A 12,842-nucleotide genomic window follows, 5' to 3' on the forward strand; every position below is an offset into this window, starting at 1 on the left:
CCTATTTCAGCCAGTCCGGGTAGCCCTGGTCAACGACGTTCCAGACCTTGATCTTGCCCGAGATGATGTCGGCCTTGGCCTGTTCGACCTTCTGCAAATAGGCGGCCGGAATGATGTTCTTGGTGTATTTCATCTCGGAAAGGCCGACGCCGTTGTCCTTCAGGCCGAAGGAAATGGTCTTGCCGCCGAGTTTCTCACCCTTGGCATAGTCCTTCACGACATTCTCGACCGCGACATCGGTGCGCTTGATCATCGAGGTCAGCACATTGCCCGGCGCCAGGCCATCCTGGTCGCCATCGACGCCGATAGCGTAGTGGCCGGATTCCTTGGCCGCCTGGATGATGCCGATGCCCGTGCCGCCGGCCACCTGGTAGATGATGTCGGCGCCTTCCTCGAACATCGCCTTGGCCATCTGCTGGCCCAGCGCCGGGTCACCGAAATTGTTGGAATAGGCGACCTTGACCACAATCTTCGGATTGACCGCCTTGGCGCCTTCGATGAAACCGGCAATGAACTTGTCGATACCCGCCGACTTGGTGCCGCCGATGACGCCGATGATCGGCTGCGGGTTGATGCCCTTGATCGACGTGTCGGTCGTCACCTGCGCCGCCAGCATGCCGGCAAGATAGGAGCCTTCCTGTTCCTGGAACAACACCGAGGCGATGTTGTTGCCCTTGATCACCTGATTGAGGATGGCGAAGGTTGTGTCCGGGTAATCCTTAGCAACTTCGGCCATCGGCTCGCCATGCGAATATTCGAGGTCGACCACCAGGCCGAAATCGGCATCCGCCGCGCGGCGCAAAATGTCGGCTGCCTGGGCGACAACGTCCTTGGATTCGACCGGCTTGCCCTGGATGCCGGTATCTTTGAGCGCCCGCTTGAAGCCGGCATAGGCGAGATCGTTGTAGGACTGGTCGCCAAGGCCGCCCTGAGCGATGATCAGCGCTGCCGGTTTGGCATCAGCGGCGTGGGCCGCCATCGCCCCAWGGGCCGAGACGAGGACCGTTGTGGCCATCCACGTCAAAGCTTTGAGTTTCATCTTTTCTCTCCAGTGTTTGTTGTTGGTTCCCAATGTCTGGCTGTCGTGTCAGCCTTGCTTCATACGAGTAGTGGCGGGCGTCATAGACCGCATCGACGGCATCGAGCGGCGTCCCATCATATGAAAAGGTGTGGCGGCTGACCGAGACGACGACGGTGTCATCCGCGAGATCGAGCAGCGCACGCTCTTCGGCATCGGCCAGTCGCGCAACCAGCCGTTCATTGGCGGTGGCGACCGTCAGGCCGTGATCCTCGAAATGCTGGTAAAGCGAGAAATCGGGCGTCTTGGCGACGCCTTCCGTCAGACCGATTGCCGCGGCCAGTTCGGCCGACAGGATCGAACGGTGCCTGGCCACCGCGATCCCGTCGACAAAGCGCAGTCGATCGAACAGGATGAGCGGCGTCTCGGGAGAATAGGGGAGGCCGGGCCACCAGTCCACCGGTCGGAAGGCAAGCACTTGGTGCGTCGCCTTATGCCCGGCCGCCACCACCGCCTCGGTGAAAGAGAGCAGGTAGCCCGGCTGGCGCCTCAGCGGCGCCTCGGCCACGAACGTTCCGCTGCCCTGCTTGCGAACGATCAGGCCATCCTTGACCAGTTGCTCCACTGCTTTTGCGACAGTGAAACGGCTGACCCTGAAATCCTTGGCAAGCTGCGGCTCGCTTGGCAGGCGCTCGCCGGCCGGCAGAGTAACGACCATATCGCGGAGCCTGCCGGCGATCTGCAGATAATAAGGCTCTCCGGTGTCCAGAAGTCGCGCCATCACTGTTTCCAAAGTTGTCCAGTCAACTGAACAGATTTATGCGGAGTGTGCAAGGGGTAAATATTCAAGGCTCGGTCTGAAGCGTATGGTGTGGCTGTCCGCCCATAAGTTTCCTGACACGCCAAGCAATCGCCCAATTCGCCAATCGGGACGCAGTCTGATTGAGGTCGGTTTCGAAATTCGAGGCCAAGGCAGCTATGCTGTCGCGCCGGTGTTTGGCGGCCAATGATATGCGTCAAGCTTCGCTGTTACGAGAATAAGTCCACGGTGACATTCGGTGCGAAAATGCGCGCCTGAGCCAGATAACCCGAAGCGAGACTATTGGCTTCCAGATTGCGCCAATTGTATTGGCTGAGATGACGCTCGCGCTGCTCATCGGTCCGAGATCGTCTTTGCTTGCCGCCGCTCCGTGCCTGCTTTCTCTTCAGGCGTGTCGACCGAATAGACATAGGCATCGAGCATTTTTCGGGCGCGTTCCAGGGCGGTGATCTGCTTTTCCGACTCGAGGTTCATGCTTCTCATGACCTCCACCCGCGTCCGCAGCATGTGCCCGAGCGGGTCGGTGGCGGGCCGAATGCCAAGCCGTTCGAGATGACCGGCCACGCGCGCGATATGCTTGTCCATTTCGCGAATGTGGCGGCGTGCTTTGCGGGCGTCGTCCGCGAGACGTGCCTGCATGAGGGCCACGAGATCGAACGACCCCGGTGCACGCTCGTCGAGCACGACGTCGTTAATCAGTTTCTCGATCACCAGGGCGCCCTGGAGATCCGCGGGATCAGCAAGGGTTGGATCGAAGCCGGTCGCGTCGAAGACTTTTCGCCGTAGCGGATCGAGCCGCAGTTCCGCTGACTTCTGCCCGCGGACAAACTCTTCAACCGCGCCGCCGGCATCCGGATGCGTCGCCTTGGCCCATCGCTTGAATGCAGCCTTGATCTCATCCTCTCTCGCCGTTCGTGCGATGCCGAGTATGTGATACGGATCGATCATAGGGCTATTTGATCCTCGCGCACGCCAAACCGACGGGGTCAGGAATATTTCATTTCGGAAGGGTCCTCTAGGTCGGGTATCGGGTAAGAGTCGGTTTAAGGGTGGGCTGGTCAAAAGGCTGTAACTTCGTCATTGGTGCCCGAGTCTGCGGTTCCGCTCCGTTCAACTCCCCAATAAATAAATCGTTCGGCGGTCACATAATAGGTCGCTGATGGATCGCACCTTATCGCGTGATCAGCGCACTTGCGGGGTGGAGCGTTTGAGGCTCTCTCAGTCGCGTCGCGTTGGACTTGACACTTCCCTGCGTTCGACGACATCGGAGACTGGCGGCAGGGCGCAGGGCCGAACTTGACTGCGTGGCTTGCGTAGCCACAACCAACAACGACAGGCCTGCGGCGGTTAACGATGAAGTCTATGTCTGAAGTCATCGTCCGGGGATAGCGATGGGTGCGCTTGATCCTGCGTCCGATGGCGAGCGCTGCCCTCGCCAACTCGTTTGCCTCGGCAATGACGATTGCGCCTGGTTGACGACGTACTGGCGGYGCGTAGCGTCATCATCTCGCACCAGACCGTTAGGCTGTGGGCGGAAAAGTTCGGCAAAGACATCAGCGTCGGGACCTTTGTTCCATAATAGAACTTATCTGATTTTTGTGTTATATTTCAAATATTTAACAAAAATCGCTTCATAAATGCCCTTCTGGCGCGGTTCCGGCTCTTCGATGATCATTCTACGAAAGGTTCAATTAATGAGCTGCGGCCTCAACGGCGCTTGCCGACAATGTTGGCTGCGACTGGATGCGGCTGCGCCCGCCCGCGGAGGATTGGAATGAAACCCTGAAACTCAAAAGGGGCGGGAAAGAGGGAAAGAAAGGAAAGAGGCGTGCCGCATGCGCGCCACCAGCGTCAAGGGAGGCTTCGCCCGGCGGAGCCGGCCCTTGACCCCGGCGGTCGCGATGCCGGCGGCCCGGAAGGGGTCATGAAGGACTGAAGAGGATGACAATGTCGTAAGAACACGGTCGCACTTCGGTCCGAAAACCTCGGAAGGAGCCGCAGATGAATTCTTCTCCCGCAATCCGCAAGATCTTTCAGGGCGTCGCAAGCCGCCAACAGATGTTTCGAATGTTCGACCGTCATGCCCAGCGACCGAACCGGTGGGACGGCGATGYGACGGCGCTTTATGGCGGCGAGTGGTTCGAGACCGGCGAGGCTGAGCACGACTATATGTTCGAACTCCTGCCGCCGCTCTGGATCCGCGGCTCGATGTTCGCAATGCGGGAGTTCCTGACTGGGCAGATGACCAGCGTCTTCTTCGCGCTCCGGATCGACGGACATCCTCACGGCCCACGAACTCGAGAAACTCGATCTGCCGGCGACTGCGGCCGCACAGGCAAGGCTGATCCGCTTTACCGGCTTCGGCGCCGGCGAACTGGCGAATGGCATGTTTCGCCGACCGGGCGAAGTCGACTTCCGTGACGGTTGGGACGACCTCGGCAGTTCGCTGGAGTCGGCCGTCAGCGAGGGAGATTATGCGTCGCTGGCCCGCTGCACACAGTACGCCCATTTCACGCCCGAGTTCATCATTCGGGCGATCTGGACGGGCTTGCAGCGGCTCGGCTGGCGCGGCGGCCGCGTGCTGGAGCCGGGAATCGGGACGGGCCTGTTCCCGGCGCTGATGCCGAGAGAGTACCGCAACATCAGCTACGTCACCGGGATCGAGCTCGATCCCGTCACGGCGCGTATCGTGAAACTGCTTCAGCCGAAGGCGCGCATCATCAACGCCGACTTCGTGCGCACCGATCTCAACGCCGTCTATGATCTCGCGATCGGCAATCCGCCCTTCTCCGACCGAGCGGTTCGCTCCGACCGGCACTATCGTGCTCTGGGTCTCAGGCTGCACGACTATTTCATCGCCCGATCGACCGATCTTCTGAAGCCAGGCGGCGTGGCCGCGTTCGTGACCAGCGCCGGCACGATGGACAAGGTTGATAGCTCTGCACGTGAGCACATTGCCAAGTCCGCTGACCTGATTGCGGCGATCCGCCTGCCTGAAGGCAGCTTCCGCCGCGACGCCGGCACGGACGTCGTGGTTGATATCCTCTTCTTCCGCAAGCGAAAGACGGGAGAGAAGGAAGGCGACCTGTCCTGGCTCGACCTGCAGGAGGTCCGCCCGGCAAGCGATGACGAGGGCGCGATCCGCGTGAACCGCTGGTTCGCCGAGCAGCCGGAGTTCGTGCTCGGAGATCATGCGCTCACTTCGGGTCCCTTCGGGGAGACCTATACATGCCGGTCTCGTGCCGGCGAGGAACTCGCCACCGCGCTCAAGGCAGCCATCGCCCTCCTACCGGGAGATCTCTACGACGGCGAGCCGACCGCAATCGACATCGATCTGGAGGACGAACTTACGGAAATCGTCGACCTTCGTTCCGACAATGCCCGGGCCTGCGAAGGCAGTTATTTCGTCGACAAACTATACGGGCTGATGCAGGTGATCGACGGTGCGCCGGTGACGATTCAGGTGCGCAAGGCACGCAGCGGCGAGGGAATTGCCGAAAAGCATGTCCGGATCATCAAGAAGCTGATCCCGATCCGCGATGCCGTCCGCGAAATCCTCAAGGCGCAGGAGCTGGATCGCCCATGGCGCGATCTGYAAGTACGGTTGCGTATTGCATRGGCGAACTTCGTTCGCGATTTCGGACCGATCAACCACACGACCGTCTCGATCGCCGAGGATCCCGAAACCGGGGAAGTGCGCGAAACGCATCGCCAGCCGAACCTCCAGCCGTTCCGAGACGATCCCGATTGCTGGCTGGTCGCATCCATTGAAGACTATGATCTCGAGACGGACACCGCAAAGCTCGGACCGATCTTTTCCGAACGAGTGATTTCGCCCCCTGCCCCGCCCGTCATCACCTCGGCCGCGGATGCGCTGGCGGTCGTGTTGAACGAGCGCGGCCGCGTCGATATCGAGCATATCGCCGAACTGCTGCACGTGGATGCAGACACCGTGCTCGATGAGCTCGGCGATGCCATCTTCCGCGATCCGGCCGACGGTTCCTGGCAGACGTCGGACGCGTATCTCTCTGGTCCTGTCCGGACGAAGCTCGCCGTTGCCGAAGCGGCCGCCGCCCTCGATCCCGGCTTCGAGCGCAATGTTCACGCCCTGCAGGCGGTGCAGCCGGCCGACCTCAGCCCATCCGACATCACCGCGCGTCTCGGCGCTCCCTGGATCCCGGCTGCCGACGTCGTCACCTTCGTGCGTGAGACGATGGGCGCCGATGTCAGGATCCATCACATGCCCGAACTCGGCTCATGGACGGTCGAGGCGCGGCAGCTTGGTTACAGCGCAGCCGGCACCTCTGAATGGGGCACGAGCCGCCGGCATGCCGGCGAACTGCTCGCCGATGCGCTGAACAGCCGTGTCCCGCAGATCTTCGACGTCTTCAAGGACGCTGACGGCGAGCGCCGGGTGCTGAACGTCGTCGACACGGAGGCCGCCCGCGACAAGCTGCAGAAGATCAAGACGGCCTTCCAGAACTGGGTCTGGACCGACCCTGATCGAACCGATCGGCTGGCGCGGGTCTACAACGACCGCTTCAACAATATCGCACCGCGAAAGTTCGACGGTTCTCATCTCAAGCTTCCCGGCGCCTCTGGCGCCTTTGTTCTTTATGGGCACCAGAAACGCGGCATCTGGCGGATTATCTCGTCGGGGTCCACCTACCTTGCGCATGCCGTCGGCGCCGGCAAGACCATGACGATGGCAGCGGCGATTATGGAGCAACGTCGGCTCGGGCTGATCGCCAAGGCGATGCTGGTCGTGCCGGGACATTGCCTTGCCCAGGCGGCTCGCGAGTTTCTCGCCCTCTACCCGAACGCCCGCATCCTCGTCGCCGACGAAACCAATTTCACCAAGGACAAGCGGGCGAGATTCCTCAGCCGTGCCGCCACTGCCACCTGGGACGCGATCATCATCACGCATTCGGCCTTCAGGTTCATTTCGGTGCCGTCCGCGTTCGAGCAGGAAATGATCCAGGATGAGTTGCAGCTCTACGAGGACCTTCTGATCAAGGTCGACAGCGACGACCGGGTCACTCGTAAGCGCCTCGAGCGCTTGAAGGAGGGTCTGAAAGAACGCCTGGAATCGCTCTCCACTCGCAAGGACGACCTGCTGACTATCTCCGAAATTGGCATCGACCAGATCGTCGTCGACGAGGCGCAGGAGTTCCGCAAGCTGTCCTTCGCCACCAATATGTCGACGCTGAAGGGCATTGACCCGAATGGGTCGCAACGTGCTTGGGACCTCTATGTGAAGTCCCGCTTCATCGAGAGCAAGAATCCCGGCCGCGCTTTGGTGCTGGCCTCCGGCACGCCAATTACCAACACGCTCGGCGAAATGTTCTCGATCCAGCGGCTGCTGGGCCGCGACGCCCTGCATGAGCGCGGGCTGCACGAGTTCGACGCCTGGGCATCCTGCTTTGGCSACACGACCACCGAGCTCGAGATCCAGCCATCCGGCAAATACAAGCCGGTCAGCCGGTTTGCGAGCTTCGTGAACGTGCCCGAACTAATTGCCATGTTCCGCAGCTTCGCTGACGTGGTCTTGCCCGCGGACCTCAGGGAGTACGTCAAGGTTCCCGATATCTCCACCGGCCGCCGGCAAATCCTCACCGCTAAGCCGACGCCCGCCTTCAAGGCCTATCAGCAAATCCTCGACGCACGCATCAAGGCGATCGAGATGCGCGAGCGGCCGGCCGAACCCGGCGACGATATCCTACTTTCGGTCATTACCGACGGCCGCCACGCGGCAATCGATCTCCGGCTCGTCGTCCCCGCCAACGACAACGAAGAGCACAACAAGCTCAATCTCCTGATCCGCAACGCATTTCGCATTTGGCAGGAAACGGCGGAAAACACCTATCTCCGTCCGGACGGCAAGCCGTTCGAACTGCCCGGCGCCGCGCAGATGATCTTCTCCGATCTCGGAACGATCAATGTCGAGAAGAGCCGCGGCTTCTCGGCCTACCGCTGGATCCGCGACGAACTGATCCGGCTTGGCGTGCCGGCCAACGAAATCGCCTTCATGCAGGATTACAAGAGGACCGAGACCAAACAGCGCCTGTTCGCAGAGGTCCGCGCCGGTCGGGTCCGCTTTCTGATCGGATCGTCGGAAACGATGGGCACCGGCGTCAATGCCCAGYTGAGGCTGAAAGCGCTGCATCACCTCGACGTGCCGTGGCTTCCCTCGCATATCGAGCAACGCGAGGGCCGTATCGTCCGGCAGGGCAACCAGCATGACGTCGTGGATATCTTCGCCTACGCAACCGAGGGATCTTTGGACGCCTCTATGTGGCAGAACAACGAGCGCAAGGCACGCTTCATCGCTGCCGCATTTTCCGGCGATACTTCGATCCGCCGCCTTGATGATCTCGGCGAAGGGGCGGCCAATCAGTTCGCCATGGCCAAGGCGATCGCCTCGGGCGATGAACGACTGATGCAGAAGGCGGGACTGGAAGCCGATATCGCCCGCCTCGACAGGCTGCGCGCCGCCCATGACGACGACCAGTTCGCCGTTCGCCGGCAGATCCGCGATGCCGAACGCGATATCGAGACATCGACCCGGCGCATCGCGGAGATCGGACAGGATATCGGCCGCCGTGTCTCGACTGCCGCCGATGCCTTCACTATCACCGTTGTGGACAAGTCCTTCAACGAACGAAAGGACGCCGGCCGGGCGCTGATGCGGGAAATCCTGACGCTCGTCCAGTTGCAGCAGGAGGGGGAAGTCGTTCTGGCCTCGATCGGCGGCTTCGATCTTGTGTTCGACGGCGAACGCTTCGGCAAGGGTGACGGTTATCGTTACGCGACCATGCTTCGGCGCACCGGCGCCGGCTACGAGATCGATCTCGCCATCACGGTCACGCCCCTCGGCGCCATCTCCCGGCTCGAACACGCACTCGACGGCTTCGAAGGTGAGCAGGATCGCTATCGCCAACGCCTGCAGGAGGCGCAGCGACGGCTCGCTTCCTACGGTTCGCGTGAGGGCAGCGTGTTCGCCTTCGCCGAAGAACTTACGGAGAAGCGCCGGCAGCTTCGCGAGGTCGACGCCGCGCTTGCCGCGGAAGCACGCAACGGCGCGGAGCCAGTCGCACAGGCTGCGTGAGGGCAACGCGACCACTAAGAAGATCGGGAATTTGGGTGCGGTGCAGCATCTGCATGGCTGCGTTGCACAATAAATGTTTCCCCTTTGATCAATAGTCGGGCATTATGCCTACAGCTGATGCACATGGCGGTTTCCTCCCAGTGCCGCCKCCGCAGCTGTTCCCCTCTGGAGGTTTTAATTACCTTCATACCTAAGGGCCGCGGATTTTTTCCGGCGGCCCATTTTTTTGCCCAAGCCTCCGCAAGCACCTCAGTCGAACAAGGCGATTATTCGTCCCCGGTCGGCGGCCATTGGCGAGCAGTATGCACGAGCGCCATTATCCATACCGTGTCTCCTGGTTCGTCCACTTCATAGACAAGCCGGTAACTTTCATGCGGGATGATTTCACGCGTACCAGGAATCTTGCCCATACGGCCCAGCATTGGGAAATCGCCGAGCTTTTCGGCCGCCTCGCTGAATAGCTCGTCCATCTTGAGGGCTGCGCGCGGATTCTCGACTCCGATGTAATCGACGATATCGGCTCGATCCTGGCGTGCCGCTGCAATCCATCGGACTTTCACAGATCGGCCTCATTGGCCCGACGCTGAAGTTCCGCGCGGCGAGCTGTTGCTTCGGCTTCCACCTCGTCATTGGAGACATGCATGCCGGCATCACGCTGTGCGCGCGCGATCTCCACTTTGCGACGCAAGTAGTCATCGTACTGGCGCGACTGCTGGCGACGGTTGATATATTCGCGCATCAGCTCGCGCAGGACCTGGGCTGCTGGCCGGTCATCCGCTGCGGCTTCGGCCATGAACGTATCGCGCAGTTCCGGCTCCAGTTTCATCGTGAAAACAGCTTTGGTCGACATGGCAAACTCCTGTTTTGCTATATCAGGTATATACCGAAGCATTACCATTGTCGCGTACATTCATGGTCAGCCGCACCTCGACAACACGGCCGGCACAAGGAATTTCATCTGGTTTCTATCCCAAGACTGTATGTGTTGCCTCGGGACGAGGCAATGAAGAGCGGGAAAAAAAGAAGAAAGGAACCGGGTTGTTGGCGATATCACTTTCCATTATGGCCTTCGCAGCCAAAAAATCTTCCTGGTCTATGGCAATTTTTTCATCCGTTGGAAGGGAATCCCACTCCGAGTGAAAGCTCCTGTGACGACCATCCATTCGAAGATGTTCGAGCAAATTGCCGCCCTGCGTTTGTGTGATCTTATCGTAAGTGCCGGTGTCGGGGTCGAGTTGCTGGCCGTTCTTGTCGAGGTATATCGCCCCGACATGCAAAGGCTGGTGCAAGTCACCAACCAAATGTGCGAGCATCAAAACGGCCTCCTTCTCATCAGCAATCGAGATTTCTGTCGCTGATGTTGGATCCCGTAGCTTGTGGATGGCCGCATTTATAGCGCTGACCACGTCAAATTTCGACGTCCCCGCATAGCCCAGTCGGTATTCGTCGTGTCCAATTGAGACATCAGTATAATCGTATACATCAGAACAATTCTTGTCGGCGGCAATCTCGATGCTGGAATCCGCACGGCATGTGTCCCAATTGCGCCGGACATAGTCTTCCATGCGCCCCTGTTCGACAGGAGCGTTCACGAAAAATGGTTCGCATTGCGGGTGCAAATAGCCCCTGTGCTGGGGATCGTCGAAAAGTGCAAAGTTCCCACCACCATTGTTTCGCACGCTCTTTACGCAATMGAGCCATGGGCCGCTCTGCTCCAAGGTGAAACCCACAATGGCTTTCAATTTGGCGCGCGCATTGTCGGTTAGGAGGCGATCCGCAATTGCTCCCACTTCCTGATGCCCTTCCGGACCCCACGCAAAAGCAGGAGCGCTTGCCATGATCGAAATAAAATACGAAAGCAGAATTAATCGTGTGCGCACCGGTCGCTCCCTCCCTGCAACTCAGATAATGGAAGAATTCTCTAAAATACACGTTCCAGTCAATTGGCAATTTGGAGCGCCGCGTTTTGTAAGCATTTCACTGGGTGCGATATTGATCGGACCGAACCCGCGACCCGCCCCTTCCGCTACCTGAAATCCCGCGTCTTCACTTTGATTGCATCCAGATGCAGATAAGGATCGACGATATCCTTCGCCCGCGGCCCTTTCGGAAACCCACGCGGATCCGGCACCGGCGAGCCATGATGAAACTCGTCGCCCCGTCCATGCGGCAACGGAAACTCCGTGTCGCGCTCACCAACACTTGCAAGTTCCGACGACAGGTCGGTCAGCCGATGGGCGACGAGATGCACGACGTCTCCTTCCCGCTGAATGCGGCCGTAGACACCGATCATGGCGGCGCCGAGCACGACGCGCCGGTATTTCTCGAACACTTTCAGCCAGACGACGAGATTGGCGATGCCGGTTTCGTCTTCCAGGGTAATGAACATCACACCCTTGGCGGAGCCCGGCCGCTGGCGGACCAGAACAAGGCCCGCCGCCTCCAGCCACTTGCCGTCGCGCGCCTGCATTGCCTCGGCACAGGTGACAATGCGCCGGCGGCTGAAATCACTCCGCAGGAACGCCAGCGGATGGTTCCTGAGTGTCAATCCGACATGACCATAGTCCTCGACCACCTCGCCGCCTGACGTCATGGGCTTCAGGGCGACCGCTGGCTCGACGATCTCCGAAACTGTTTGCTCTTCGCGGGCCGATGCGGCCGCAAACAGTGGCAGCGGCTCGTCCCGCAATGCCTTGAGCGCCCAAAGCGCCTCGCGCCGGGCCAGCTTCAGCGAAGGTTGGAACGCATCCGCTTCGGCAAGCTGAACCAGAGACGCTGCCGGCACCCCGGCTCGGCGCCAGAGATCATCGACCGAGACGAAGGGCTGATCGGCGCGTGCCGTGATGCTCGCCGCAGCATCGATATTGGCCAGACCCCTGACCATGCGCATGCCGAGCCGGACTGCAAACCGGTCTTCGTCATCCGTCGGCTCCAATGTGCAGTCCCAACGGCTGGCGTTGACGCAGACGGGTCGCACCACGACGCCATGATTGCGCGCGTCGCGGACGATCTGGGCCGGCGCGTAAAATCCCATTGGCTGGGCGTTGAGCAGTGCCGCGCAGAAGACGTCGGGATGTCAGCATTTCAGCCAGGAGGAGGCATAGGCGATCAGCGCAAAGGAGGCCGCATGGCTTTCGGGGAAACCGTAGCTGCCGAACCCTTCGAGCTGCTTGAAGGTCTTTTCGGCGAACTCCTGCTCATAGCCGTTCGCCACCATGCCGGAGATCAATTTTTCGCCGAACTTGGAAACGCCACCAGTGTGCTTGAAGGTTGCCATGGCGCGGCGGAGCTGGTCGGCCTCGCCGGCAGTGAATCCCGCACACTCGATTGCGACCCGCATCGCCTGCTCCTGGAAGAGTGGCACGCCCAACGTCTTGCCGAGCACGTTCTCCAATTCCGGCTTGGGATAGTCGACCTTCTCCTTGCCCTCCCGGCGCCGGAGATAGGGATGCACCATATCGCCCTGGATCGGACCGGGGCGAACGATCGCCACCTCGATGACGAGATCGTAGAAGGTGCGCGGCTTGATACGCGGCAGCATAGACATCTGCGCCCGGCTTTCGATCTGAAAGGTGCCGAGCGTATCGGCCTTGCGGATCATCGCATAGGTGCGCGGATCCTCGGCCGGGATGGTCGCCAGATCGAGATTGATGCAGCCTTGGTGCAGGGATCGTTAAACGCGGTGTCGTAGATGCTGGGCCAGCCCGATAACTGGTCTCCGCCACGATGCCCTTCAAGCACAATGCCTCACGACGCCATCACATAGGCAAGATGAAATTCAAGGTGACGAACTGGCATGAGTACGAGGCAGGGCTTCGTCGACGCGGCAGCCTGACGCTTTGGATGACACCGGAAGCTTTGTCGTCCTGGCGGGCTCCGAAGCGCACGACACGCGG

The 12,842-nt window shown here is 60.4% G+C and carries 7 protein-coding genes and 4 pseudogenes; 4 read left to right on the forward strand and 7 right to left on the reverse strand.

Annotation, left to right across the window (positions count from 1 at the left end):
* Nucleotide 1: 1 nt before the first annotated feature.
* The 3 genes from AC1D06_RS32120 to AC1D06_RS32130 form a co-directional block, all read right to left on the reverse strand.
* The gene (locus AC1D06_RS32120) at nucleotides 2-1,039 is read right to left on the reverse strand and encodes a BMP family lipoprotein (protein WP_477989955.1); all 1,038 of its coding nucleotides are present in this window, start codon (nucleotides 1,037-1,039) and stop codon (nucleotides 2-4) included.
* The gene (locus AC1D06_RS32125; protein ID WP_477989956.1) at nucleotides 960-1,799 is read right to left on the reverse strand and encodes a GntR family transcriptional regulator; all 840 of its coding nucleotides are present in this window, start codon (nucleotides 1,797-1,799) and stop codon (nucleotides 960-962) included. Before AC1D06_RS32125 ends, AC1D06_RS32120 begins: the two co-directional genes overlap by 80 nt.
* Nucleotides 1,800-2,171: 372 nt before the next feature.
* Nucleotides 2,172-2,786: a J domain-containing protein gene (locus AC1D06_RS32130; protein ID WP_477989957.1), complete on the reverse strand. Its 615-nt coding sequence runs from the start codon at nucleotides 2,784-2,786 to the stop codon at nucleotides 2,172-2,174.
* A gap of 514 nt (nucleotides 2,787-3,300) precedes the next feature.
* On the opposite strand from AC1D06_RS32130, the pseudogene AC1D06_RS32135 reads away from it, so the two are divergent.
* From AC1D06_RS32135 to AC1D06_RS32145, 3 genes and pseudogenes are all read left to right on the forward strand, one after another.
* Nucleotides 3,301-3,387 (forward strand): annotated as a pseudogene (locus AC1D06_RS32135) (IS6 family transposase); the annotation flags it as partial.
* 452 nt (nucleotides 3,388-3,839) lie between these two features.
* Nucleotides 3,840-4,127, forward strand: a pseudogene (locus AC1D06_RS32140) (DUF1419 domain-containing protein); the annotation flags it as partial.
* Nucleotides 4,128-4,224: 97 nt separating this feature from the next.
* Nucleotides 4,225-8,946: a DEAD/DEAH box helicase family protein gene (locus AC1D06_RS32145; RefSeq protein ID WP_477989958.1), complete on the forward strand. Its 4,722-nt coding sequence runs from the start codon at nucleotides 4,225-4,227 to the stop codon at nucleotides 8,944-8,946.
* A 266-nt stretch (nucleotides 8,947-9,212) separates the two neighbouring features.
* Here AC1D06_RS32145 and AC1D06_RS32150 read toward each other — a convergent pair whose 3' ends face one another.
* The 4 genes and pseudogenes from AC1D06_RS32150 to AC1D06_RS32165 all read right to left on the reverse strand — a co-directional run bounded on the left by AC1D06_RS32150 (nucleotide 9,213) and on the right by AC1D06_RS32165 (nucleotide 12,613).
* Entirely contained in the window at nucleotides 9,213-9,506 is a 294-nt protein-coding gene (locus tag AC1D06_RS32150; protein ID WP_477989959.1) for a type II toxin-antitoxin system RelE/ParE family toxin, read from the reverse strand.
* Complete coding sequence (locus tag AC1D06_RS32155) at nucleotides 9,503-9,796, reverse strand: hypothetical protein (protein WP_477989960.1); 294 nt, start codon at nucleotides 9,794-9,796, stop codon at nucleotides 9,503-9,505. Before AC1D06_RS32155 ends, AC1D06_RS32150 begins: the two co-directional genes overlap by 4 nt.
* 115 nt (nucleotides 9,797-9,911) lie before the next feature.
* A complete protein-coding gene (locus tag AC1D06_RS32160) occupies nucleotides 9,912-10,826 on the reverse strand; it encodes a S1/P1 nuclease (RefSeq protein ID WP_477989961.1) in 915 nt (304 codons plus the stop codon).
* A gap of 146 nt (nucleotides 10,827-10,972) precedes the next feature.
* A pseudogene (locus AC1D06_RS32165) lies at nucleotides 10,973-12,613 on the reverse strand (helix-hairpin-helix domain-containing protein).
* A 59-nt stretch (nucleotides 12,614-12,672) separates the two neighbouring features.
* Between AC1D06_RS32165 and AC1D06_RS32170 the strand changes: the two are divergent.
* A pseudogene (locus AC1D06_RS32170) lies at nucleotides 12,673-12,842 on the forward strand (IS5/IS1182 family transposase); the annotation flags it as partial.

It is taken from the genome of Rhizobium sp. P2_G2 (genome assembly GCF_056403555.1).

Bases quoted from the DNA above. Each gene is read 5' to 3' on its own strand.
- AC1D06_RS32130 (WP_477989957.1), bottom strand. From the start codon at position 2,786: ATGATCGATCCGTATCACATACTCGGCATCGCACGAACGGCGAGAGAG.
- AC1D06_RS32155 (WP_477989960.1), bottom strand. From the start codon at position 9,796: ATGTCGACCAAAGCTGTTTTCACGATGAAACTGGAGCCGGAACTGCGC.